The 22,749-nt window shown below is 70.3% G+C and carries 21 protein-coding genes; 7 read left to right on the plus strand and 14 right to left on the minus strand.

Annotated elements, in window-relative coordinates; translation table 11 throughout:
* Nucleotides 1–282, plus strand: a 282-nt coding sequence (locus tag BM070_RS17305) for a histone (RefSeq protein WP_139222866.1), incomplete at its 5' end; no start/stop codon positions are given.
* A 135-nt stretch (nt 283–417) separates the two neighbouring features.
* On the opposite strand, the gene BM070_RS17310 is transcribed toward BM070_RS17305, so the two are convergent.
* The 7 genes from BM070_RS17310 to BM070_RS17340 all read right to left on the minus strand — a co-directional run bounded on the left by BM070_RS17310 (nt 418) and on the right by BM070_RS17340 (nt 7,128).
* Entirely contained in the window at nt 418–1,329 is a 912-nt protein-coding gene (locus tag BM070_RS17310; protein ID WP_092940596.1) for a carbohydrate kinase family protein, read from the minus strand.
* 80 nt (nt 1,330–1,409) lie between these two features.
* Nucleotides 1,410–2,906, minus strand: coding sequence for a DUF3426 domain-containing protein (locus BM070_RS17315; protein ID WP_092940597.1), 1,497 nt, complete (start codon nt 2,904–2,906; stop codon nt 1,410–1,412).
* A gap of 71 nt (nt 2,907–2,977) precedes the next feature.
* Entirely contained in the window at nt 2,978–3,883 is a 906-nt protein-coding gene (gene prmA / locus BM070_RS17320; RefSeq protein WP_092940598.1) for a 50S ribosomal protein L11 methyltransferase, read from the minus strand.
* 121 nt (nt 3,884–4,004) lie between these two features.
* Nucleotides 4,005–5,354, minus strand: coding sequence for an acetyl-CoA carboxylase biotin carboxylase subunit (gene accC / locus BM070_RS17325; RefSeq protein ID WP_092940599.1), 1,350 nt, complete (start codon nt 5,352–5,354; stop codon nt 4,005–4,007).
* Between the two features lie 7 nt (nt 5,355–5,361).
* Entirely contained in the window at nt 5,362–5,811 is a 450-nt protein-coding gene (gene accB, locus BM070_RS17330) for an acetyl-CoA carboxylase biotin carboxyl carrier protein (RefSeq protein WP_092940600.1), read from the minus strand.
* A gap of 109 nt (nt 5,812–5,920) precedes the next feature.
* Complete coding sequence (locus BM070_RS17335; protein WP_092940601.1) at nt 5,921–6,502, minus strand: TlpA family protein disulfide reductase; 582 nt, start codon at nt 6,500–6,502, stop codon at nt 5,921–5,923.
* A complete protein-coding gene (locus BM070_RS17340) occupies nt 6,499–7,128 on the minus strand; it encodes a hypothetical protein (protein WP_092940707.1) in 630 nt (209 codons plus the stop codon). The genes BM070_RS17335 and BM070_RS17340 overlap by 4 nt, the downstream gene beginning before the upstream one ends.
* 222 nt (nt 7,129–7,350) lie before the next feature.
* On the opposite strand from BM070_RS17340, the gene mpl reads away from it, so the two are divergent.
* Nucleotides 7,351–8,763 carry a UDP-N-acetylmuramate:L-alanyl-gamma-D-glutamyl-meso-diaminopimelate ligase gene (gene mpl, locus BM070_RS17345; RefSeq protein WP_092940602.1) on the plus strand — a complete coding sequence of 471 codons (1,413 nt, stop codon included), beginning with the start codon at nt 7,351–7,353 and terminating at the stop codon, nt 8,761–8,763.
* A gap of 41 nt (nt 8,764–8,804) precedes the next feature.
* Here the strand turns inward: mpl and BM070_RS17350 are convergent, their stop codons facing one another.
* The gene (locus BM070_RS17350; RefSeq protein WP_092940603.1) at nt 8,805–9,116 is read right to left on the minus strand and encodes a hypothetical protein; all 312 of its coding nucleotides are present in this window, start codon (nt 9,114–9,116) and stop codon (nt 8,805–8,807) included.
* A gap of 74 nt (nt 9,117–9,190) precedes the next feature.
* On the minus strand, nt 9,191–10,312 hold the full coding sequence (locus BM070_RS17355; RefSeq protein ID WP_092940604.1) for a 3-deoxy-7-phosphoheptulonate synthase: 1,122 nt from the start codon (nt 10,310–10,312) through the stop codon (nt 9,191–9,193).
* 511 nt (nt 10,313–10,823) lie between these two features.
* Between BM070_RS17355 and BM070_RS17360 the strand changes: the two genes are divergently transcribed.
* On the plus strand, nt 10,824–11,831 hold the full coding sequence (locus BM070_RS17360) for a YrzE family protein (protein WP_092940605.1): 1,008 nt from the start codon (nt 10,824–10,826) through the stop codon (nt 11,829–11,831).
* A 132-nt stretch (nt 11,832–11,963) separates the two neighbouring features.
* Here the strand turns inward: BM070_RS17360 and tldD are convergent, their stop codons facing one another.
* Complete coding sequence (gene tldD, locus BM070_RS17365; protein WP_092940606.1) at nt 11,964–13,424, minus strand: metalloprotease TldD; 1,461 nt, start codon at nt 13,422–13,424, stop codon at nt 11,964–11,966.
* Nucleotides 13,425–13,526: 102 nt separating this feature from the next.
* On the opposite strand from tldD, the gene BM070_RS17370 reads away from it, so the two are divergent.
* Nucleotides 13,527–14,909, plus strand: a complete 1,383-nt coding sequence (locus BM070_RS17370; protein WP_092940607.1) for an amidase — start codon at nt 13,527–13,529, stop codon at nt 14,907–14,909.
* Between the two features lie 27 nt (nt 14,910–14,936).
* Here BM070_RS17370 and rodA read toward each other — a convergent pair whose 3' ends face one another.
* Nucleotides 14,937–16,106, minus strand: coding sequence for a rod shape-determining protein RodA (gene rodA, locus BM070_RS17375; protein ID WP_092940608.1), 1,170 nt, complete (start codon nt 16,104–16,106; stop codon nt 14,937–14,939).
* Between the two features lie 89 nt (nt 16,107–16,195).
* On the opposite strand from rodA, the gene BM070_RS17380 reads away from it, so the two are divergent.
* A complete protein-coding gene (locus BM070_RS17380; RefSeq protein ID WP_092940609.1) occupies nt 16,196–16,786 on the plus strand; it encodes a YqiA/YcfP family alpha/beta fold hydrolase in 591 nt (196 codons plus the stop codon).
* 19 nt (nt 16,787–16,805) lie between these two features.
* On the opposite strand, the gene BM070_RS17385 is transcribed toward BM070_RS17380, so the two are convergent.
* Both BM070_RS17385 and BM070_RS17390 read right to left on the minus strand, forming a co-directional pair.
* Nucleotides 16,806–18,344 (minus strand): tripartite tricarboxylate transporter permease, encoded by a 1,539-nt coding sequence (locus BM070_RS17385; protein ID WP_092940610.1) that lies wholly within the window; start codon nt 18,342–18,344, stop codon nt 16,806–16,808.
* A gap of 1 nt (nt 18,345) precedes the next feature.
* Complete coding sequence (locus BM070_RS17390) at nt 18,346–18,768, minus strand: tripartite tricarboxylate transporter TctB family protein (protein ID WP_092940611.1); 423 nt, start codon at nt 18,766–18,768, stop codon at nt 18,346–18,348.
* Nucleotides 18,769–18,921: 153 nt separating this feature from the next.
* Here BM070_RS17390 and BM070_RS17395 point away from each other — a divergent pair, with 153 nt between their 5' ends.
* Together BM070_RS17395 and BM070_RS17400 are read left to right on the plus strand one after the other, a co-directional pair.
* Nucleotides 18,922–19,656, plus strand: a complete 735-nt coding sequence (locus BM070_RS17395) for a response regulator transcription factor (protein WP_092940612.1) — start codon at nt 18,922–18,924, stop codon at nt 19,654–19,656.
* Nucleotides 19,640–21,157 (plus strand): sensor histidine kinase, encoded by a 1,518-nt coding sequence (locus BM070_RS17400; RefSeq protein ID WP_092940613.1) that lies wholly within the window; start codon nt 19,640–19,642, stop codon nt 21,155–21,157. The genes BM070_RS17395 and BM070_RS17400 overlap by 17 nt, the downstream gene beginning before the upstream one ends.
* Here the strand turns inward: BM070_RS17400 and BM070_RS17405 are convergent.
* The gene (locus BM070_RS17405) at nt 21,150–22,721 is read right to left on the minus strand and encodes a PglL family O-oligosaccharyltransferase (protein ID WP_092940614.1); all 1,572 of its coding nucleotides are present in this window, start codon (nt 22,719–22,721) and stop codon (nt 21,150–21,152) included. The two genes, BM070_RS17400 and BM070_RS17405, sit on opposite strands and share 8 nt — an antisense overlap.
* Between the last annotated feature and the right edge of the window lie 28 nt (nt 22,722–22,749).

The raw sequence follows: 22,749 nt of genomic DNA on the forward strand, positions 1-22,749 counted from the left end.
AAGGCTGCTGCAACGACCAAGAAGGCCGCTGCCGCTCCGGTGAAGAAGGCTGCTGCCGCTCCGGCCAAGGCCGCCGCTGCGCCCGCCAAGAAGGCCGCTCCTGCCAAGAAGGCCGCAGCCGCTCCCGCGAAGAAGGCCGCCGCTCCTGCAGCGAAAAAGGCCGCTCCGGCCAAGAAGGCCGCCAAGGCACCGGCTGCATCCGCATCCGCATCCGCGCCCACCCCGCACACCACGCTGAACCCGCAGGCAGCCTGGCCCTTTCCCACCGGCGGCAAGCCGTAACTCCACCTTTCAAGACGTTCGCGTCTTTGGTGACCAACCCGGTGCAGTGCCTGCACCGGGTTTTTTTATGCCTGCGCCTCGACGGCCCCACACAGGCCGACTGCAGCGCGCACCGGCCTTCCGATCAGCGCTCGATCAGGCGGGCGACCATTCCGACACGTTGAAATCGAGCACGTAGTTCTGCGGGCCGCGCTGCGCGATCTTCAAGGCGCCCAGGCGGTTGCCAAGGGCCGCGCATTGGGCCAGCGGCCAGCCGCGCTCCAGCCCGAACAGCAGGGCGCCGCGCCATGCATCGCCGCAGCCCGTGGGATCGACGACGGCGGCAGGCTGCACCGGAGCCACTGCGGTGCGCTCGCCCTGCTCCCAGACCTCGCAGCCCTGGTCGCCCAGCGTGACGATCAGGCCACGCACCTTGCGGGAAATCTCCGCCAGGCTCCAGCCCGTGCGGTCGCAGAGCATCTTGCCTTCGTAGTCGTTGACGGCCACCCAGCTGGCCTGCTCGACGAAGCGACGCAGCTCTTCGCCATTGAACATGGGCAAGCCCTGGCCCGGATCGAACACGAAGGGGATGCCGGCCTGCACCAGTTGCTCGGCATGCTGCAGCATGGCGTCACGGCCGTCGGGCGCGATGATGGCGAGCTTCACGGACGGATCGGCCTCGATGCGCTGGCCGTGCGCCTGCATCATGGCGCCCGGATGGAAGGCCGTGATCTGGTTGTTGTCGCGGTCGGTCATGATCAGGGCCTGCGCGGTGTAGATGTCGCCCGTCTGGCCGACATGGCGCGTGTCGATGCCCAGGCCGCGCAGCCGCTCCAGGTAGTCGGCACCGTCGGTGCCCAGCATGGCCATGGGGCGGGCCTCGCCGCCCAGCAGCTGCAGCGCATAGGCGATGTTGCCGGCGCAGCCGCCGAAATCGCGGCGCAGCGAGGGCACGAGGAAAGAGACGTTCAGGATGTGCAGCTGCTCCGGCAGGATCTGCTCGGCAAAGCGGCCCTCGAAAGTCATGATGGTGTCGAACGCCAGGGAACCGCAGATCAGGGCAGCCATAGGGGGTGAATTCCAGTCAGAAAAGAAGAAGAAGAGGAAGGAAGAAGGAAGGAAGGGAAGGAAAGCGGGCGGCGCAAGGCTCAGGGATAGAAGGCCAGCACACGGTAGCCCGTGACGCGGTCCGCGCCAGTGCTCACGCTCAGCGGCACCGTGCCGCTCCACTCGCCCTGGGAAGGCAATGTCTCGGGCGCGCCGACCTCATCAGGCCGCAGCACGCGGCGCACGACGGGCTGGTCCTTGGCGTCGGTCAGCGTCAACTCCACGGCGGGCATGGCGAGCACCGTGGAGCCACGGTTCTTGAGCGTCAATTGCAGCTGGAAGCCCCCCTCCCGCGCCTTGGCGAAAGACGACCCGTCGATGACCACGTCGGCGATGTGCCGCAGGGGCGCCACCTCGCAGCCGAGCGCGCGGCACACGGCCTGCAACGCAGGCCGCATGGCCGGATGCTGGGCCGCGATCAGATCGCGCTCGCGCCAGGCGACCTGCACCACGAGGCCGGCCAGCAGGACCAGGGACGCCACCGCCAGCACGGCCTGCACGGTGCGGCTCTGCCAGAAGGCCTGCCGCCGGGCCGCGCGCACGAAACCAGGTTCCTCGGTATCCGCCGCAGCGAAAGCGCCGCGGGAAAAAGCCGTTCGCGCCTCGCCACCGCGCTCTGCATGTCGCAAGGAATCCGGGCCCTGCGCCTCCCACCCCCGATCGCCTGCGGAAAACTCCGGCAAAGCATCGTGCTCGCTGCTCTCATCGGCCTTGCGCAGCAGGCCGCCAGGCACCTCCGGGGACCAGGAGACGGCCGGCGCCGGCCCAGCTTCGGCGATGGCGTGTGCCTCCAGGCCGACCATGGCATCCAGCGGATCGGCCGCCCAGGACGCCTCGCCGCCCTCCAGGGCCGATGCGAGATCCGCATCGTCATCCTCAGCATCCTGCGCCGCCGCCTCGCCGCGGCCGGCATCGCCCTCATCAGGCGGGGCGTCGTCTTCCAGGCCCTCGATATCGTCGGGCCAGCCGGAATCGCGCAGCTCCGCGAAGGGCAGTTCGTAGCCGCCGGAGTCCGGGGCCGGTTCGCGCTCGAGGTATGGCTCTGCGACGGCCGGTGCCGAGGGGGCGGAATGCGATGGCTGCGCATCGTCGTCGAACGATGCGGTGCGCGCCCCATCGCCCTCATCATCGTCTCCGTCCTGGAGTGGCGGAGCCTGCAGCGTTGACGCCGCAGCCGCAGCCTGCCGCGGGCTGCTCCATACATCCGCGACATTGCGCGAGGCGATCGCCGGCTCGGCCGCAGGTTCAGGTGTGGGCGCAAGATCGGCCGCAGCGGATGCGAGCGGCTCCGGTACAGGCGGCTCCGGCGCCAGAGGCTGCGCAAGGCCCGGCTCCATGCCTGCAGCTTCGGCCGCCGGCGATGCATCGGCCACCGGCGCGGGCGCCGGGCGCGGCGCCGGCATCTCCAGCAGGTTGGAGGCGGCGTGGAAGACTTCCTTGCATTGGCCGCAGCGCACCCAGCCATCGGAAATGCGCAGCTGGTCCGCCACGACCTTGAAGGTGGTTGCGCAGGCGGGGCAGCGGGTGATCTGGCTCATCGGCTGGGCATTGTAGGTGCGCCCTGCCGGCGCGCCGCCGGGCTCGCGTCACGGCGGCGGCGCGGGGCGCGTCAGCGCCGTGCGGTCATCAGGATCCAGCCGTCTTCCTGGTCGGAGACTTCCAGCGCGAGATACGGCGCATAGGCGGCCTTGAGCTCGTCGGCCTGGCGCTCCAGGATGCCGGCCAGCACCAGGTGGCCGCCCTCGGCCACGTGGCCGCACAGCAGCGGCGCCAGCACCTTGAGCGGCGTGGCCAGGATGTTGGCCAGCACGGTCTGGTAGCTGCCCTGGGCCCGGTCGGGCAGGCCGGCCGTCAGCTGCACGCCGTTGGCCTCGGCGTTCTGCAGGGTCGAATCGACGGCGGCCTGGTCGATGTCCACCGCATCGACGCTGCCGGCGCCGAACTTGGCCGCGCCGATGGCCAGGATGCCGGAGCCGCAGCCGTAGTCGAGCACGCGGCCCAGGCCGGCGCCGCCCGCCGTCTCGGCGGCCGCGCCGTGCCGCGCGATCCAGCGCAGGCACATGCGGGTGGTGGGGTGCGTGCCGGTACCGAAGGCCAGGCCCGGGTCCAGCCGGATGTGGCGCACGGCGGCGGCGGGCAGCTCATGCCAGGTGGGCACGATCCAGAAATCCGGCGTGATATCGACCGGCGCGAACTGCGACTGCGTCAGGCGCACCCAGTCCTGGTCCTGCACGGCCGTGATGCCCAGCACGCGGCAGCCGTCGAAGAAGTCCTGCACCTGCAGCAGTTCGCGCGCCTCTTCGGCCAGGGCTTCGGTCGAGAACAGCGCCACCATGCGGCTGCGCTGCCAGCCGTCCTTCGGGGGCGGCATGCCGGGCTCGCCGAAGAGCGCCTGCTCCGCATCGGTCTGCGCGTCGGCGTCTTCCACGGAGACGCTGAGCGCCTCCAGCGCATCGAAGGCATCGCTCAAGGCTTCGACCCGGTCTTCCGGGCACATCAGGCTCAGTTCAAACATCTCGGCTCTCCAGGTTCCGGCGCCGCGGCGCACCGGCCGCCCACCCAACAAAAAACAATGCTGGCCTCCGTCGCCGGAGGCCAGCATGCAGACTCTTCAACAGCGCATCAGCGCCCGGGCATCAGCGCTTGTGATGCGTCAGCCACTCTTCCAGGTAGTGGATGTTGGTGCCGCCGGCCATGAACTTGGCGTCCACCATCAGCTCGCGGTGCAGCGGGATGTTGGTGTTGATGCCTTCGATCACGGTCTCGGACAGCGCCGTGCGCATGCGCGCCAGCGCCTCTTCGCGCGTGTCGCCGTGGACGATGATCTTGCCGATCATGGAGTCGTAGTTCGGCGGCACGTAGTAGTTGGTGTAGGCGTGGGAATCCACCCGCACGCCCGGGCCACCCGGCGCGTGCCACATGGTGATGCGGCCCGGCGAGGGCGTGAACTTGTACGGATCTTCGGCGTTCACGCGGCATTCGATGGCATGGCCGCGGATCTCGATCTGGCGCTGGGTGAACGGCAGCTTCTCGCCGGCGGCCACCATGATCTGCGTCTTGACGATGTCCACGCCCGTGATCCACTCGGTCACCGGGTGTTCCACCTGCACGCGGGTGTTCATCTCGATGAAGTAGAACTCGCCGTTTTCGTACAGGAACTCGAACGTGCCCGCACCGCGGTAGCCGATCTTCTTGCAGGCGGCGACGCAGCGTTCGCCGATGCGCTCGATCAGCTTGCGCGGAATGCCCGGAGCCGGCGCCTCTTCGATCACCTTCTGGTGGCGACGCTGCATGGAGCAGTCGCGCTCGCCCAGATACACGGCGTTGCGGTGCTTGTCGGCCAGCACCTGGATCTCGATGTGGCGCGGGTTCTGGAGGAACTTCTCCATGTAGACGGCCGGATTGCCGAACGCGGCGCCCGCCTCGGCCTTGGTCATCTGCACGGCGTTGATCAGGGCCGCTTCGGTATGCACCACGCGCATGCCGCGGCCACCGCCACCGCCTGCCGCCTTGATGATGACGGGGTAGCCGATGGTCTTGGCGATGCGGCGGATCTGCACCGGATCGTCGGGCAGCTCGCCCTCGGAGCCGGGCACGCAGGGCACGCCCGCGCGGATCATGGCCTGCTTGGCCGAGACCTTGTCGCCCATGATGCGGATCGACTCGGGCGAGGGGCCGATGAACTGGAAGCCGCTCTTTTCCACGCGCTCGGCGAAGTCGGCGTTCTCGGACAGGAAGCCGTAGCCGGGGTGGATGGCTTCGGCGTCGGTCACCTCGGCGGCCGAGATGATGGCCGGCATGTTGAGGTAGGACAGCGGCGAGGGCGCCGGGCCGATGCAGACGGCCTCTTCGGCCAGCTTGACGTACTTGGCGTCGCGGTCGGCCTCGGAATACACCATGACGGCCTTGACGCCCAGTTCACGGCACGCGCGCTGAATGCGCAGAGCGATCTCTCCGCGATTCGCAACCAGAATCTTCTTGAACATGCGGCGCTTACTCGATGACGAAGAGCGGCTGACCGTATTCGACTGCCTGGCCGTTCTCGCCCAGGATGCGCGTGATCGTGCCGGACTTGTCGGCTTCGATCTCGTTGAGGATCTTCATCGCTTCGATGATGCAGATGGTCTCGCCTTCCTTGACCTGGCTGCCGACTTCGACGAATGCCTTGGCGCCGGGGCTGGAGGCACGGTAGAAGGTGCCGACCATGGGCGACTTGACCACGTGGCCGGTCTGGGCGGGTGCGGCTTCCGGCGCAGGCGCGGCAGCGGCGGGCGCAGCGGCCACGGGGGCGGCGGCCTGCATGGGGGCGGCCACGTATTGCTGGACGACGGCGCCGCCGCTCTTGACGATGCGGACCTTGCCCTCGGCTTCGGTGATCTCCAGTTCAGACACGTTCGACTCGGATACGAGGTCGATCAGGGTCTTGAGTTTTCGCAAATCCATGAGGGCTCCAGCGGCTAAAAACGAAAGAGGCGCGAATTTACCCGAATTTCAGCCTAATTCCGCGAATCTTCCGCAAATGTCATCTTCTGAAGTTGGGAAATGACTTGCGTCAGCCCAGTTGCGCCCAGGCCTTGAGGTCGTCCGCCGTCACCTGGCCCATTTTACGGTGCAAGATGTTGCCATCTGCACCGAACACCACGGTAAAAGGCAGCCCGCCGGCGAGGTTGCCGAGCGAGCGGGCCATGTCGGTCCCGCCCAGCCCACCCAGCGCGATCGGAAAATCGAGCGGCAGGCGCTGCAGGAACTGCCGCACCGCCGTCGGCTGGTCGATGGCCAGACCCACCACTTGCCAGCCGCGAGCCTTCTGTTCGCGGTAGAAGCCGTTGAGCAAGGGCAGCTCTTCCACGCAGGGCGGGCACCAGGTGGCCCAGAAGTTCAGCACCAGCGGCTTGCCGCGAAAGCTCTGCATGGCGACCGCATCGCCGGCCGGCGCATTGAAGCCCGAGGCCCAGAAGGCGGTTTCGGTTTCGGAGAGCGCCGCAGGCGCGGCATGCGGCTGCAGCCGCTGCCATGCCAGCCCGGCGCCGGCCACGGCAGCCGCTGCGCCCACGCCGGCCGCGAGCCAGCGGCGGCGCGACGTCGTCGCAGAGGGAACGGGAGCGGGCGAAGGGGATGGGGTTGGAGAGTTCATGCGGCGGTATCGGTATCCGTATGGGATGAAGGGGCGGCGGAGGCCGCCAGCAGCTGACGCACGGCCTGGGCGTCGCCCCGGGGCGTGCGCCCGCGCGCGTCGGGCTTGAGGGCGCCGCGCAGGTCGTCCAGGTCATAAACCATGAGATGCACGCCCACGTTCTCGCCCAGCTGGGGCGCGAGGCTGCTGAGGCTCAGCGCCTCCACGGGCTCGCCGCGGAAGCCGGTGACGGTGCGCGGTTCGTAATCGACATGGTGGTCGATCAGCGCGATCTCGGCCGATTTGCAGTCATCGCAGAAGAGCTGCAGATAGATGTCGGAGAGCCGCGTCGCCGTGCCGTGCCAGACCGCGCCCGCCAAGTAGGGGCGGAACTGCGCCATGCGCTCCATCCAGACCAGGGCCAGCTCGCGCAGGGCGCGCAGCTCGGCGGGCTGGGTGTCGGCGCAGAAGAGGCCGATGTATTCGCGCACGGCGTCTTCGACCAGGTCGTTGTCGGGCAGCGGCGTGCGGGTGGGCAGGCCCAGGTCGCGCACGGCGCGGCGCTTGGCGGGGCCCCATTCCAGCCCCTCTTCGACGACCAGTCGGGCGGCGGCGCTGGCGATCTCGGTGGCGAGTGCGTTTTCCATGGCGTGCATCCGGTTGAAGAAGAAGAAAGAAGAAGCGGGAAGCTGTGGAAGGCGATTGTCGCGCCAAGCCTCGCGCCGGGCCCTGACGCCGGCATGACGGCCGGACAGACCTGGGGGATTTGCGCAGCGGCCAGCCCGCCTTCGCTACGCTTTCGATAGCTGCCAGCGCTTGCCAGGCAAGCGCCAGCGGCCTGCAGGGCGGCAAACGTAGAATCGGCGCCCATGCATATTCACATACTGGGCATCTGCGGCACGTTCATGGGCGGGCTGGCCGCGCTGGCACGCGAGGCGGGCCACAAGGTCACGGGCTGCGATGCGGGCGTCTATCCGCCGATGAGCGACCAGCTACGCGCCCTGGGCATCGAGCTGATCGAGGGCTACGGCGCCGACCAGATGGCCCTCGGCCCTGACCTCTACGTCATCGGCAACGTGGTAAGCCGCGCCCGGCTGGCGGACGGCAGCCCCAAGTTTCCGCTGATGGAGGCCATTCTGGATGCAGGCGCCCCCTACACCAGCGGCCCGCAGTGGCTGTCCGAACATGTGCTGCAGGGCCGGCACGTGCTGGCCGTGGCCGGCACGCACGGCAAGACGACCACCACGTCGATGCTGGCCTGGGTGCTGGAATGCGCCGGGCTGCAGCCGGGCTTTCTGGTGGGCGGCGTACCGCTGGATTTCGGCGTCTCGGCCCGGCTGGGCGCGGCCCGGCGGCCGGTGGCCGGATCGGGCCCGGCGGGCGAAGCGCCCGTCTTCGTGATCGAGGCGGACGAGTACGACACCGCCTTTTTCGACAAGCGCAGCAAGTTCGTCCACTACCGGCCGCGCACCGCCGTGCTGAACAACCTCGAGTTCGACCACGCGGACATCTTCGACGACCTAGCGGCCATCGAGCGCCAGTTCCACCATCTGGTGCGCACGGTGCCGCCTTCGGGCCGCGTGGTGGTCAACGGCCTCGAAGAGAGCCTGGCGCGCGTGCTGCACGCGGGTTGCTGGAGCGAGGTGGCGAGCTTCGGCGCGGCGGTGAGCGACTTCACCGCGCAGGGCGAGCCGCATGCCTTCGACGTGCTGCACCGCGGCCAGACGGTGGGCCGCGTGGAATGGGAACTGGGCGGCCTGCACAACCAGCTCAACGCGCTGGCCGCGATCGCCGCAGCGCAGCATGTGGGCGTGGCGCCGGCCGATGCCGCCGCGGCCCTCGCGCGCTTTCGCAACGTCAAGCGGCGCATGGAGCTGCGCGGCACGGCGGGCGGCGTCGCCGTCTATGACGACTTCGCCCACCACCCGACCGCGCTGCGCACCACGCTGGACGGCCTGCGCCGCCGCGCGGGGCCGGGCGCGCGCATCCTCGCAGCCTTCGAGCCGCGCAGCAACACCATGAAGCTGGGCACCATGAAGGCGCAGCTGCCCTGGGCGCTGGAGGCGGCCGACCTGTCGTTCTGCCACACGGCCGGCCTGGACTGGGACGCGCGAGCCGCGCTGGCGCCGCTGGGCGAGCGGGCCACCACCGCCGCCAGCGTGCCCGAACTGGTCGCGCAGATCACCCAGGCGGCGCGCCCGGGCGACCATGTGGTCTGCATGAGCAACGGCAGCTTCGGCGGCATCCACGCGCTGCTGCTCGAATCGCTATCGAAAAAATAGCGCCATACCCAGGCGGGACCTGGGCTACAGCCACTTTCGACTCAGAAACTGACGGCCATCGCGGTCAGATCGACATGCACGATGGGCCGGGCCAGCGCAGCGCTGGCGGCGCGGGCGAAGGTGGTGAACCACTCCCGATCGCCCAGCAGCATGGGGCCGGCGGCCTGGGCCACGACGAGCACCTTGTCGGCCAGCAGCACCTTGCCGCTGGCGCGCAGGGGCTCGCATTCCAGGCGGATGAATTCGTCGTCCAGCCACCGGCGCGCGGCCTCGTGGGCCATGGGCTCGGCGCTCTTGAGGTCGCAGCGGAACTGCTGCCGGGGCGTCAGGGTGACCAGGACTTCGCTGTGCATGGGTGGCTCTTTCAGGGGCGGGGAACGGAAAAGGGGCAGGTTACACCGCCCCTTCCCATCGGCAACCCGGGTTTTCAGCGAGCGCGCCGCGCCGCCACGGAGGCCGACAGCTCGGCCAGCGTTTCCAGGGAATCGTCCCAGCCCAGGCAGGCGTCGGTGATGCTCTTGCCGTATTCGAGTGCGCCGGGCTGGTCCTTGCCGGGCGTGAACTTCTGCGCGCCGCCGGTGAGGTGGCTCTCGATCATCACGCCGAAGACGCTGCGCGAGCCGCCCGCGATCTGCGCGCCGATGTCGCGCGCCACGTCGCGCTGCTTCTCGTGCTGCTTGCTGCTGTTGGCGTGGCTGCAGTCCACCATCAGCGTGGGCGGCAGGCCGGACTTCTCCAGGTCGGCGCAGGCGGCCTGCACGCTGGCGGCGTCGTAGTTGGGCGCCTTGCCGCCGCGCAGGATGACGTGGCAGTCCTGGTTGCCGCTGGTGTGGACGATGGCGACCTGGCCGTTCTTGTGCACGGACAGGAAGTGGTGGCCCCGGCTGGCGGACTGGATGGCGTCGGTGGCGATGCGGATGTTGCCGTCGGTGCCGTTCTTGAAGCCGATGGGCGCCGACAGGCCCGAGGCCAGCTCGCGGTGGACCTGGCTCTCGGTGGTGCGCGCGCCGATGGCGCCCCAGCTGATGAGGTCGCCGATGTACTGGGGCGAGATCACGTCGAGGAATTCGCTGCCGGCCGGCACGCCCAGGCGGTTGATGTCGATGAGCAGCTGGCGCGCGATGCGCAGGCCTTCGTCGATGCGGTAGCTCTCGTCGAGGTAGGGGTCGTTGATGAGGCCCTTCCAGCCCACGGTGGTGCGGGGCTTCTCGAAATAGACGCGCATCACGATCTCCAGCGTGTCCTTGTACTGCTCGCGCACGGCCTTCAGGCGGCGGGCGTAGTCCAGCGCGGCGGCCGGGTCATGGATGGAGCAGGGGCCGATCACCACCAGCAGGCGGTCGTCCTGGCCGGCCATGATGCGGTGGATGGTCTGGCGCGTGCCGCTGATGAGCGATTCCACCGCCGTCCCGTGGATCGGGAAGAAGCGGATCAGATGGTCCGGAGGGGGCAACACGGTGATGTCCTTGATACGTTCGTCGTCGGTCTGGCTGGTTTTCTCGACGTCGCGGTACCAGGTATCGCTGGCGGTGTGGGCAGGAGCCGTCATGGTTGCTTCCTCGTGGATCTGTGAAATGGAACGAAAGGGTGAAAGGAAAAAGGGAGAGGGAAAAAACGGTCGCGGAAAACAAAAAACCGCCGGGCTTTTCAGCTTCGGCGGTTGTCTGGGAGTGGAGCTCGGTCGGGGTGCGCGCTTACCTCTCATCCGCCTGGGATAAGAACCAAAACCAAAAGTAAAACGCGCTTCGGACTTGCATGCGGATCAATGTAACACGTCTTTTCCCGCCGCACGCCGCACCGTTGCCGGCGAGCGACAGGCACGCATTCCGCAGGCACAGCCCCTGCGCCGGGCAGCCGCGGCACCCGGGCGCCCTTGTCCTACGGTTACTTGCTGCATCGGCAGACGCGCCCGGTTACATGATGTTCTTAGGCTACGAAGGCATCCGGCCATCGCGCCCGCGGCGGTCCGGACCGCCCGGACCCGTGTCCGGTCAATCGCGGGAGTGCAGCCCTTGCGGCGAGCCCCGAGCACCGATCCACCCAGAGAGAGAGAGCCGACCATGTCCATCCACACCACCGCCACTGCCTATGAAGAGCGCTCCTGGCTGCCACCCGTTTCCTGGGGTGCCGTCTTCGCGGGCCTCGTCCTTTCGCTGATCGTCTATCTGGTGCTCTCCGTGCTGGGCACGGCCATCGGCGCGTCGGCCATCGACCCGCTGGGCGACCGCAATCCGTTCAGCGGCTTCGGCGTGGGTGCCAGCATCTGGGCCGGCGTGACCACGCTGGTGGCGATCGCCGTCGGCGGCTTCACGGCCGGCTACCTGGCGCGCCGCTCGGGCGGGCTGCACGGCCTGCTGGCCTGGGGCCTGACCACGCTGTTCACGGTCTATCTGCTGCTGAGCGCCACGGGCAGCGCGCTGAACGCCGCCGGCGGCGCGGCCAAGGCCGGCCTGAGCGCCGCGGGCGCGGTGGCGGGTGCGGGCGTTTCCGCCGCCGCTCCGGCCGTGGGCGACGCGGTGCAGCGCCAGCTGGACCAGAACGGCATCTCGCTGGACATGAACAGCCTGCAGTCGGAACTCGAAAAGCTGCTGCGCCAGACCGGCAAGCCCGAACTGCAGCCCGAGAACATCAAGAACGAAGCCCAGGCCGCCGCCAATGACGGCCAGGCCCGCGCCGAAAGCGCCGCCCAGACGCCGCAGACCGCCGATGCCGACGCCAAAGGCTGGCTGGCCAATGTGATCCAGCGCGGCGAGCGCGTGCTGAACGCGGCCGACAAGGAAGCCCTGGTCAACATCATCGTGGCCCGCACCGGCAAGAGCCGCGCCGAGGCCGAGCAGATCGCCAACAACTACGAGCAGACCTACAACCAGGCCCGCGCCAAGCTGGAACAAGCCAAGCAGCAGGCCGAGCAGAAGGCCCGCGAAGCCGGTGCCGAAGCCGCCAAGAACGTGGCGCGCGGCTCCTGGGGCACCCTGGTGGTGCTGCTGATCGGCGCGGGCGTGGCCGCTGGCGCCGGCATCCTGGGTTTCCGCCGCCAGCGTCCGGCCGGCGTGGTCGTCACGCACTGAGCGCTGGGGCCGGCAAGGCCTGAAGCGGCGCGCTGCCGCTTCGGCCCCGCACCCCTGACAACAAAAAAGCCCCGGCGGGTGCACCCGCCGGGGCTTTTTTTCTTTGGGGCTCAGCCCGTCAGCCGCAGCGGATCAGGCCGTGCCGCCCACGGTCAGCCCGTCGATGCGCAGCGTGGGCTGGCCCACGCCCACGGGCACGCTCTGGCCTTCCTTGCCGCAGGTGCCCACGCCGCTGTCGAGCGCCATGTCGTTGCCGATCAGGGTGACCTTCTTGAGCGATTCGGGGCCGCTGCCGACGATGGTCGCGCCCTTGACCGGGTACTGGATCTTGCCGTCCTCCACCCAGAAGGCCTGGCTGGCCGAGAACACGAACTTGCCGCTGGTGATGTCCACCTGCCCGCCGCCGAAGTTGGTGGCGTAGAGGCCGCGCTTCATGCTGGCCACGATCTCGGCCGGGTCCTTGTCGCCGCCCAGCATGTAGGTGTTGGTCATGCGCGGCATGGGGATGTGCGCATAGCTCTCGCGCCGGCCGTTGCCGGTGGGCGCCACGCCCATCAGGCGGGCGTTGAGCGAATCCTGGATGTAGCCCTTGAGGATACCGTCCTCGATCAGCACGTTGCGCTGGCTGGCCTGGCCCTCGTCGTCCACGTTGAGCGAGCCGCGCCGGTCGGCGATGGTGCCGTCGTCGAGCACCGTCACGCCCTTGGCCGCCACGCGCTGGCCGATGCGGCCGCTGAAGGCGCTGGCGCCCTTGCGGTTGAAGTCGCCCTCCAGGCCGTGGCCGATGGCTTCGTGCAGCAGGATGCCGGGCCAGCCCGGGCCGAGCACTACGGTCATCTCGCCGGCCGGCGCGGGGCGCGATTCGAGGTTGACCAGCGCGGCATCGACCGCCTCGTCCACATAGCGGGTGATCTGCGCGTCGTCGAAATACGCGAGGCCGAAGCGCCCGCCGCCGCCGGAGGAGCCCACCTCGCGCCGGCCGTTCTGCTCGGCGATGACGGTGATCGACAGGCGCACCAGCGGGCGCACGTCGGCCGCCAGCGTGCCGTCGGCACGGGCCACCAGCACCACGTCGTATTCGCTGGCCAGGCCCGCCATGACCTGCGCCACGCGCGGGTCCTTGGCGCGGGCCTGCCGCTCGGCCTTTTCCAGCAGCGCCACCTTGGCCGTGCTGTCCATCGAGGCGATGGGGTCGATGCCCGGATAGAGCGAACGGCTGCTTGCTATCTTCTTGGGAGCAACCTTCACGCGCCCCGCCTGGGCTGCCGAGGCAATCGAGCGCACGGTGCGGGCCGCGTCCAGCAGCGATGCCTGGGAGATGTCGTCGGAGTAGGCGAAGGCCGTCTTCTCGCCGCTCACCGCGCGCACGCCCACGCCCTGGTCGATGCTGAACGAGCCCGTCTTCACGATGCCCTCCTCCAGGCTCCAGCCCTCGCTGCGCGTGTACTGGAAGTACAGGTCGGCGTCGTCCACGCGGTGGGCGCGGATCTCGGCCAGCGCGCGCGCCAGATGGGTTTCGTCCAGGCCGAAGGGCTCCAGCAGCAGCTGGCGGGCGATGGACAGGCATTCGATGGTGGGTTCGCGGGAGATCATGGGCGGATTCTAGAAGCCCGGGCCCGCCCCCTCGGGCCGGACACGCAGCACCCAGGCTGCCAGCACGGCCATCGCCCGCGCGCTCCGTGCGATATTCACGCCATGTCCCAGACGCCAGCCCCCAGCCCCTCCCCCACCCTGCGCGCCCAGGCCGCGGCCCTGGCCAGCGGCGCCACCACCAGCGAACGGCTGGTGCAGGCCGCGCTCGAACGCATCGCCGCGCACCAGGCCGCCGGCGGCCACGCCTACGTGGGCACCGTGGATGCCGCGGCCGCCCTGCAGGCCGCCCGCACGGCGGATGCGGAGCGCGCCGCCGGCCGCGTGCCCTCGCTGCTCGCCGGCCTGCCGGTTTCCATCAAGGATTTGTTCGACGTGCAGGGCCAGGTCACCCAGGCCGGATCGGCCGGCCCGGTGCCGGGCACGCAGCCGGCGGCGGCCGACGCCCCCGCCGTGGCCCGGCTGCGGGCGGCGGGCGCGGTGCTGGTGGGGCGCACCAACATGAGCGAATTCGCCTTCTCGGGCCTGGGGCTGAACCCGCACCACGGCACGCCGGCCCATCCGCACGATGCGGCGCGCATCACGGGCGGCTCGTCCTCCGGCGCGGCGGTGAGCGTGGCGCTGAGCATGGCCGACGTGGCGCTGGGCACCGACACGGGCGGCTCCATCCGCATCCCTTCGGCCTTCTGCGGGCTGACCGGCTTCAAGCCCACGGCGCGGCGCGTGCCGCTGGCGGGCGCCTACCCGCTCTCGCGCAGCCTGGATTCCGCCGGGCCGCTGGCGCGCAGCGTGGACTGCTGCGCCATCGTCGATGCGGTGCTGAGCGGCGAGCCGCTGCAGGCCGCAGAGGCCACCCCGCCGCTGGCCGGCCTGCGCCTGGGCGTGACGCACGATCTGGTGCTGGACGGACTCGATGCCGAGGTGGCCGCCGCGTTCGAGGCGGCGCTGGCGCGGCTGTCCGCCGCCGGCGCCGAGATCGTGGACTTCGGCTTCGCCGAGTTGCGGGAGCTACCCGCCATCAATGCCGCCGGCGGGCTGGTGACGGCCGAGGCCTGGCAGCTGCACCGCGCCCGGCTGGAAGACCCGGCGCAGGCCGCCCGCTACGACCCGCGCGTGGCGCAGCGCACGCGGCGCGGCGCGGCGATCTCGGCCGCCGACTACATCGACCTGCTGGACGCTCGCGCCCGGCTGCAGGCCGCCGCACGCGAGCGCCTGCACGGCCTGGATGCCTGGCTGATGCCCACCGTGCCCCTGCTCGCGCCCCGGCTGGCCGATGTGGCAGCGGACGACGAGCGCTTCTTCGCCGCCAACGCCCGCGCCCTGCGCAACCCGTCGGCCATCAACTTTCTGGATGGCTGCGCGCTCAGCCTGCCCTGCGGCGCGCCTGGCGCGCTGCCCGTGGGCCTGTCGATCGCCGGCCTGAGCGGCAGCGATGCGCGGGTGCTGCAGGTGGGCCGCGCCGTGGAAGCCGGCCTGCACGCCGGCTGACGCCGGGGCGGCCGGGCCCCTGCCCGGCTACTGCACGATGCGCTGGGCCAGCGGCTGGTTCTGCGCCCGCGCGATGGACATCAGCACGCCCAGGGCCAGCCCCAGCGTGACCATGGCCGTGCCGCCATAGCTCACGAAGGGCAGCGGCACGCCCACCACGGGCAGGATGCCGCTGACCATGCCCATGTTCACGAAGGCGTAGGTGAAGAAGATCATCGACACCGCCCCCGCCATCAGCCGGCCGAAGAGCGTGGTCGCTCCCATGGCGATGGACAGGCCCCGCCAGACCAGCAGCAGGAAGCAGACCACGAGGAACAGGTTGCCGACCAGGCCGAACTCTTCGGAATAGGCGGCGAAGATGAAGTCGGTGGTGCGTTCGGGGATGAATTCCAGGTGGGTCTGCGTGCCCGCCATGAAGCCCTTGCCCCAGAAGCCGCCCGAGCCGATGGCGATCATGCCCTGGATGATGTGGAAGCCCTTGCCCAGCGGATCGCGCGTGGGGTCCAGCAGGGTGCAGATGCGCTGCTGCTGGTAGTCGTGCAGCACCGGCCAGCGCACGCCGTCGGCGCAGAGCTGGGGCTCGAACCACACGATCAGGCCGATGCCGATGGCGCCCAGCAGCACCGGCGGCAGCACCAGCTTCCAGGGCAGGCCGGCGAAGAAGATCACCGACAGGCCCGCGGCCAGCACCAGCAGCGAGGTGCCCAGGTCGGGCTGCTTCATGATGAGGCCCACGGGCACGGCCAGCAGCAGGCCGGCGGCCAGGAAGTCGAGCGGCCGCAGCTGGCCCTCGCGCTTCTGGAACCACCAGGCCAGCGTGAGCGGCATGGCGATCTTCAGGATCTCGCTGGGCTGGATCACCACGCCCACGTTGATCCAGCGCTGCGCGCCCTTCTTGGTGATGCCGAAGAGCGCCACGGCCACCAGCAGGGCCACGCCCACGGTGTAGAGCGGCACGGCCAGCGTCATCAGCCGCTGCGGCGGGATCTGCGCGACCAGGAACAGGATGCCGGTGGCCAGCAGCATGTTGCGGCCATGGTCGTAGAAGCGCGTGCCGTGGTCGTAGCCCGACGAGTACATGGCGACCAGCCCCGCCGAGGCGAGCAGCATCAGGAGGCCGATGAGAATCCAGTCGAATCCGCGAAAGAGGGGCAGCACGCGCTGCAGGAGGGAAGGTTTGTCGAAGACGGCGGACATGGGGCGCGATTATCGGGCGCAGCGAACAGGCCCACCGCCCGGCGCACAATCCCGCGCACGCACCCCGCCACTCCCTGCCCGCCGCCGCCATGCCCCGCACCGCCCTCACCCATCTGCTCTACCTGCACGGTTTCCGCTCCTCGCCCCAGTCGGCCAAGGCCCGGCTGATGGCCGAGCACATCGGGCGCAGCGCACCCGGCGTGCACTTCTGGTGCCCGCAGCTGCCGCCCTCGCCGCGCGAGGCCATGGCGCTGGTGGCTGACGGCGTGGCCGGCTGGCCGCGCGCGGGGATGGCGGTGGTGGGCTCGTCGCTGGGCGGCTTCTATGCCAGCTGGGTGGCCGAGCGGTGCGGCTGCCCCAGCGTGCTGCTGAACCCGGCCGTGAACCCGGCGCGCGACCTGGAGCGCTACATCGGCGAGCAGACCGCCTGGCACGACCCGGCCGAATCGTTCTACTTCCGCCCCGAATACATCGCCGAGCTGCGCGCGCTGGACGTGAGCGCCCGCCCACCGGCCGCGCCCCAGCTGGCCATCATCGCCAAGGGCGACGAGGTGCTGGACTGGCGCGAGATGGCGGCCCGCTACCCGCAGGCCGAACTGCGCCTGCTGGAAGGCGGCGACCACGCCCTGAGCGACTTCGCGTTCCACCTGCCCGAGGTGGACCGCTTTCTGGGCCTTTGAACCTGAACCGCGCGGCGGATCAGCTCGGCGTGCCGGCCGGCACGGCCTCGGCCTCGGCCGCATGCGGCGCGGCCACCGGGGGACGGTTGCGGGCCCGGAAGAACGCCACAACCTGCCACAGGATGAAGGCCGAGATCAGCGCCAGCAGCGTGCCGCTGATGGGCCGGCTGACGAAGATGCGGAAGTCGCCCCGGCTCAGCAGCATGGCGCGGCGGAAGTTCTCCTCCAGCATGGGGCCGAGGATGAAGCCCAGCATCAGCGGCGAGGCATCCAGCTCCAGGCGCATCAGCAGGTAGCCCAGGCCACCGAAGGCGGAGGTGACGAACACGTCGTCCAGGTTGTTGTTGATGCTGTAGGTGCCGATGCAGCAGAAGAAGAGGATCGCCGGGAACAGCACGTTGTAGGGCACCTTGAACACCGACAGCCAGTAGCGCACCAGCGGCACGTTCAGCACCAGCAGGAAGCAGTTGCCGATCCACATGCTGGCCACCAGGCCCCAGAACAGCTCGGGGTGGCCGGAGATCATCTCGGGCCCGGGCTGGATGCCCTTGATGATGAAGGCGGCCATCATCAGCGCCATCACCGCGTTCTCGGGAATGCCGATGCTCATCAGCGGGATGAAGCTGGTGCGCGCGGCGGCCTCGTCGGCGGCGGCCTGGCCGGCCACGCCCTCGATGCAGCCGGTGCCGATCTCGTGCTTGTACTTGCTGACCTTCTTGTCCAGCGCGTAGGCCGCGAACTGCGCGATCACCGGCCCGCCACCGGGCAGGATGCCCAGGAAGGAGCCCACGGCGCTGCCGCGCAGCGCGCTCGGGATGATGCGCTTGAACTCGGGCCAGGTCGGCAGGAGCTTGATCTTGCCGTTGAAGGGCGAGCGCTCTTCCTTGGAGTCGAGGTTCTTGGTGATCTCCGCGATGCCGAAGCAGCCCAGCGCGATGCTGACGATGCCCACGCCGTCGGCCAGCAGGGGCAGGTCGAACGTGAAGCGCGTCATGCCGCTGTTGACGTCGGTGCCCACGCAGCCGAGCAGCACGCCCACCATGCACATCGCCATGCCGTTGAGCAGGCTGCCGGTGGTCACGAAGCTCACGCACACGAAGCCGACCAGCATCAGCGCGCAGTAGTCGGTCGGGCCGAAGAGGAAGGCCACCTCGCCCAGGCTGGGCGCGAGGAAGGCCAGCACCACGATGGCCACCGAGCCACCGATGAAGCTCGACACCCCGGCCGTGAAGAGGGCCAGCCCGGTCTTGCCCTTGAGCGTCATCGCGTAGCCGTCGATGCAGGCCACGATGCTGCTGGCATGCGGGATCTTCATCGTGATCGCGCTCACGCTGTCGCCGTACTGCGCGCCGTAGTAGATGCCCGCCAGCATGATGAGCGCGCCGGTGGTGGGGATGGAATAGGTCAGCGGCAGCAGCAGGCTGATGGTGGCCAGCGGCCCCAGGCCCGGCAGCAGGCCGACCAGCGTGCCCACCGTGCAGCCGAGGGCGCAGAACAGCAGGTTCTGCAGGGTCAGCGCATGGCTGAACCCGAAGGAGAGGTTGTGCAGGACTTCCATGTCAGTACAGCGGCAGGTTGAGGCCCAGCAGATACTGGAAGCCGAAAGCGATCGCCACCAGCGCCAGCGCGATCTTCACGTTGCGCGACACCGAATAGGTGTTGGCGGCGAAACCCGAGGCGAACACCAGGAACACGATGCCCACCGTCATGTTGATCAGGTGCGACAGCAGCGCGAAGCCGCACAGGCTGCCCAGGATGATCCCGATGTTGCGCAGCTGGAAACCCAGCGGCACGGGCGCCACCAGCCGCGCCTGGACCACCGTGATCGCCCCGATCACGAAGAGCATGCAGCTCACCAGGAACGGGAACATGCCCGGACCGGCCCGGCTGAACGAGCCCAGCGAGTAGTGGATGGACGGCAGGCCGAAGCCCAGCGCCAGCAGCATGAGGACGATGCCTCGGATGACGTTGCGGTTGTTCACGGGATCTGTCTCCTTCTGGGTCGCGGCCGGCCTGCCTGGGTGCCTCAGCGGGCGCAGTGCCTTAAGCTCGCCGCTGCACTATTGCCAGCCAACCTGATCGCGGGCTGACCTGGGACATGCGTAATTCCACGTATCCCCGCACCCGCCCCTCCCATGCGCCTGCTTCTCGTGGAAGATGACCCCGTCCTGAGCCGAACCATGGCCCAGGGCCTGGAGCGCGCCGGCCACCGGGTGGAATCCGCCAGCACGGTGGAAGACGCCCTGCACTGGTGGACGGTGCAGCCCTTCGACGCCGTGCTGCTCGACCTGAACCTGCCGCATGCCGCCCATGCGCGCAGCGGCCTGGGCAGCGGCCTCACCGCCCTGCGCGCCGCCCGGGCGCGCGGCGACCGCACCCCCGTGCTCATCCTGAGCGCCCGCGACAGCACCGAAGAGCGCATCGCCGGGCTGGACGCCGGCGCCGACGACTACCTGGGCAAACCCTACGAACTCACCGAGGTCCAGGCCCGGCTGCGCGCCCTGGTGCGCCGCACCAGCGGCACGGCCGACCTGGTGTTCGTCGGCCGCCTGGCGCTGGACCGCGTGGCGCGCCGCTGCAGCGTGGACGGCCACGCCATCGACCTGCCGGCGCGCGAATTCGAGCTGCTCTGGGAACTGATGACCCCGCCGGGCCGCGTGCTGAGCAAGAGCGACCTCTCGCAGCGCCTCTCCGACAGCGGCGAGGCGCTGGGCGACAACGCGCTCGAATCCTTCGTCTCGCGCCTGCGCCGCAAGCTGGCCGGCAGCGGCGCGGCCATCCGCACGCTGCGCGGCCTGGGCTACGTGCTGGAAGAGGAAAAAGACCCGCAGCCGGCCGCTGGCGGCAGCAACCATGCCCCGGGCGCCTGACACCGCCGCCGCCGAAGCGGGCACGACGGCCACGGCCCCGCCCCGCGCGCGCCGCAGCAAGGGCACGCGCCCCGCGCTGCGCCAGCGCATCGGGCGGCATGCCCTGCTGTCGCTGGTGCTGACCTGGGCGCTGGGCAGCGCGGTGGTGCTGAGCATGGGCAACCATTTCGTGGTCGAAGCCTTCGACCGGGCGCTGCTGGACGACGCCCACGCGCTGGCCGCCCATGTGCGCGGCAGCGGCGACACCGAGGGCGGCGCCGCCGAAGCCCTGCGCCTGGACCTGACGCCCCGCGAGGTCGGCATGCTGCGCTTCGACCCGCGGGAGACCATCTGGTTCGCCGTGTTCGGCGGGGACGGCCGCTTCGTGGCCGGCGACCGGCACATGCCCTTCATCGCGCCGCCGCCCGGCCATGTCCACGTCTTCGCCAACGTCACCTATGGCGACCACGATCTGCGCCGCGTCAGCCTGCGCATCGACGGACCCGCGCCCTTCGTGGTGGTCATGGCCCAGACCACCTCGGGCCGCACCCAGCTGCTGCGCCGCCTGCTGCTGTATTCCGGGCTGGTGCAACTCTGGCTGCTGGTGGCCCTGGGTTCCTGGCTGCTGCGCGACATCGAGCGCGACCTCAAACCCCTGGCCGATCTGCAGGACGCGGTGGAACACCGCGACGCGGCCGACCTGCAGCCCCTGCCACCCGCCCTCACGCACGAGGCCACCACCAGCGACGTGCAGCGCCTGGGCGACGCGGTGGACCACCTGCTGGGCCGGCTGCGCAAGGGCCTGCAGGACCAGCGCGAGTTCGCCGGCACCGTGGCGCACGAGCTGCGCACGCCGCTCGCGGGCATCCGCGCCCAGGTGGAGCACGCACTGGCGCAGGACGACCCGGCCGTCTGGCGCAGCGAGCTGCAAGGCATCGGCCAGGCCGAGCAGCGCGCCAGCCGCACCGTCGATCAGCTGCTGGCCCTGGCGCGGGTCACCGAAGGCGGCCTGCCGCTGCCCATGCAGACCGTGGCGCTCGATGCGCTGGCGCGCAGCCTGCTGCTGCGCTTTCTGCCGCGCGCCGACGAGCGCGGCGTGGACCTGGGCGCCGAAGGGCTGGACCAGCCCCTTCCCGTGCGCGGCGATGCCGGCCTGATCGAAGGCATCGTCGGCAACCTGCTGGACAACGCGCTGCGCTACGGCGTGAAGGCTGCGGCAGGGGACGGCCCGGCGCCGCAGATCACCCTCTCGCTGGCGCGCGAAGGCGGCTTCGCCGTGCTGCGCGTGGCCGACAACGGCCCCGGGCTGGACGCCGCCCTGGTGGCCGGCCCCGCGCACCAGCGCTGGACGCAGGGCGCGGCGGGCCAGCAGCTGGGCCTGGGCGCAGGCCTGGGGCTGGCCATCGTCGAGCGCCACGCCGCCGCCATGGGCGGGCGCTTCGCCCTCGCAGCCGGGCCGGGCCGGGTGGGAGCGGTCGCCAGCGTGTGGCTGCCGCTGGCCGCCCCCGCCGCCGTCAGTTGACGGGAGCGCTGGACCGCTCGGCCGCGGCGCCGCCCTGCCGCTGGGGCGGCTGCAGCTTCTGCCAGCGCGCGAATTCCTCCGGGAAGGCCACGCGGTAGCGCTCGGTGTAGAAGGCCGCCTCCTGCGGCAGGTCCAGCAGCCGGGCGCTGGCGATCAAGGGCTCGATCACGCGGGGCTCGGGCGAATAGTGCAGCAGGCGCCGCGCCATCGGGTAGATCTGCGGGGCATTGCTTTCGGTGACGGGCGTGGTCGTGACGGCGGCGAATTCGGCACCGTCGCGGAAGAAGGTGGTCTCGCGGGCCACGGCCATGGGCGTGTCGCCCTGGAACATCGCCAGCCGCTGCGCCGCCGGCCGGTAGAGCTGGGCGACGCGCACGTAGTCGGCGATCAGCCAGCCGCAGAACCCGAGCGCCGCCAGCCAGGCCAGCGCCCCCCAGAAGCGCAGCCAGCTCCGCACGCCCGGGCGCGAGAGCGCGGCCGGCCAGGGGCACAGCAGCAGCACGGCCAGCGCCGCCGCCAGCTGGAAGGGGCCGTACCAGAGCGGGAATTCGAGCATGCTGTGCAGCCCGATCAGCGCCAGCACGCCCCAGGCCAGCTGGCGCTCAGGGCCCGCCTCGGCCCAGGGCCGGCCGCGCCAGAGGCACACCAGCGCCAGCGCGCAGGCCAGCAGGGAGAAGGGCACGCCCAGCGTGAAGGCCAGATGCAGCGGAAGGTTGTGGGCGTTGTCCACCAGGTCGCAGAAGCGCTCGCCGGAGAACAGGTTGACGAAGTGGGCGTAGTTCAGCTCGCCCCAGCCCCAGCCCGTCCAGGGCTGCTGCGCGATGAGCTGGGCGACGTTGGCCCAGAGCGTGCGGCGGCTGATGCACAGCGGGATCTCCCCGGTGAACCGGCCGAAGACGCTTTCGGGCTGCGTGCCCGTGCTCCATTCCAGCAGCCAGGGCAGCACGAAGCTGGCCGCGGCGTAGGCCAGCAGGCCCGGCACCAGCGCCCGCAGCATGCCGCCCGTGCCCCGCTTGCGCCAGAGCAGCGCCAGCAGGGCGATCGCCAGCCAGTGCAGCGCGCCGGTGCGCGAAACGGTGGCCACGGCCGAAACGGCCATGAGCACCACGGCGCCCTGCAGCGCGCTCCGGCGCCAGTCGCCCTGCGGCAGGCGCACATACCACCAGAGCGCCGCCCAGGCGCCCAGGCCCATCAGCGTGGACTGCTGGTTGCGCTGGCGCAGGTTGCCCAGCGCCTGCCCCAGGCTGGCCGGGAACACCCAGGGCGACCAGCCCGGGTCGCCATAGAAATACTGCAGCAGGTCCACCACCGAGCCCAGCACGCCGGCCAGCACCAGCCCGGCGCCCAGGATGGCGGCCAGCTGGCTGCGCGTGACGGCGGGGTCGCCTTCGGGCTTGCAGCGCAGCCAGGCCAGGGCGGCCAGCAGGCCGGCGCAGCCGGCCGAGGCCATGAGCGGCCAGAAGTTCGACAGGGGCGGCTGCGTCCAGGCGAAGAGAAAGGGCAGCGCCACGGCCACGGCGGCGAGCCAGGCGGCGGCGGGGGGATTCGCGCGGGAAGAGGCCATGGGAGAAAGGAAGCGGTGGAGAGGTCCA

The organism is Paracidovorax wautersii, assembly GCF_900113035.1.
Lineage (GTDB): Bacteria > Pseudomonadota > Gammaproteobacteria > Burkholderiales > Burkholderiaceae_C > Paracidovorax > Paracidovorax wautersii.

Coding starts and splice junctions, on each gene's coding strand:
- BM070_RS17310 (WP_092940596.1), bottom strand. CDS start 1,329: ATGGCTGCCCTGATCTGCGGTTCCCTGGCGTTCGACACCATCATGACT.
- BM070_RS17315 (WP_092940597.1), bottom strand. CDS start 2,906: ATGAGCCAGATCACCCGCTGCCCCGCCTGCGCAACCACCTTCAAGGTC.
- prmA (WP_092940598.1), bottom strand. CDS start 3,883: ATGTTTGAACTGAGCCTGATGTGCCCGGAAGACCGGGTCGAAGCCTTG.
- accC (WP_092940599.1), bottom strand. CDS start 5,354: ATGTTCAAGAAGATTCTGGTTGCGAATCGCGGAGAGATCGCTCTGCGC.
- accB (WP_092940600.1), bottom strand. CDS start 5,811: ATGGATTTGCGAAAACTCAAGACCCTGATCGACCTCGTATCCGAGTCG.
- BM070_RS17335 (WP_092940601.1), bottom strand. CDS start 6,502: ATGAACTCTCCAACCCCATCCCCTTCGCCCGCTCCCGTTCCCTCTGCG.
- BM070_RS17340 (WP_092940707.1), bottom strand. CDS start 7,128: ATGGAAAACGCACTCGCCACCGAGATCGCCAGCGCCGCCGCCCGACTG.
- mpl (WP_092940602.1), top strand. CDS start 7,351: ATGCATATTCACATACTGGGCATCTGCGGCACGTTCATGGGCGGGCTG.
- BM070_RS17350 (WP_092940603.1), bottom strand. CDS start 9,116: ATGCACAGCGAAGTCCTGGTCACCCTGACGCCCCGGCAGCAGTTCCGC.
- BM070_RS17355 (WP_092940604.1), bottom strand. CDS start 10,312: ATGACGGCTCCTGCCCACACCGCCAGCGATACCTGGTACCGCGACGTC.
- BM070_RS17360 (WP_092940605.1), top strand. CDS start 10,824: ATGTCCATCCACACCACCGCCACTGCCTATGAAGAGCGCTCCTGGCTG.
- tldD (WP_092940606.1), bottom strand. CDS start 13,424: ATGATCTCCCGCGAACCCACCATCGAATGCCTGTCCATCGCCCGCCAG.
- BM070_RS17370 (WP_092940607.1), top strand. CDS start 13,527: ATGTCCCAGACGCCAGCCCCCAGCCCCTCCCCCACCCTGCGCGCCCAG.
- rodA (WP_092940608.1), bottom strand. CDS start 16,106: ATGTCCGCCGTCTTCGACAAACCTTCCCTCCTGCAGCGCGTGCTGCCC.
- BM070_RS17380 (WP_092940609.1), top strand. CDS start 16,196: ATGCCCCGCACCGCCCTCACCCATCTGCTCTACCTGCACGGTTTCCGC.
- BM070_RS17385 (WP_092940610.1), bottom strand. CDS start 18,344: ATGGAAGTCCTGCACAACCTCTCCTTCGGGTTCAGCCATGCGCTGACC.
- BM070_RS17395 (WP_092940612.1), top strand. CDS start 18,922: ATGCGCCTGCTTCTCGTGGAAGATGACCCCGTCCTGAGCCGAACCATG.
- BM070_RS17400 (WP_092940613.1), top strand. CDS start 19,640: ATGCCCCGGGCGCCTGACACCGCCGCCGCCGAAGCGGGCACGACGGCC.
- BM070_RS17405 (WP_092940614.1), bottom strand. CDS start 22,721: ATGGCCTCTTCCCGCGCGAATCCCCCCGCCGCCGCCTGGCTCGCCGCC.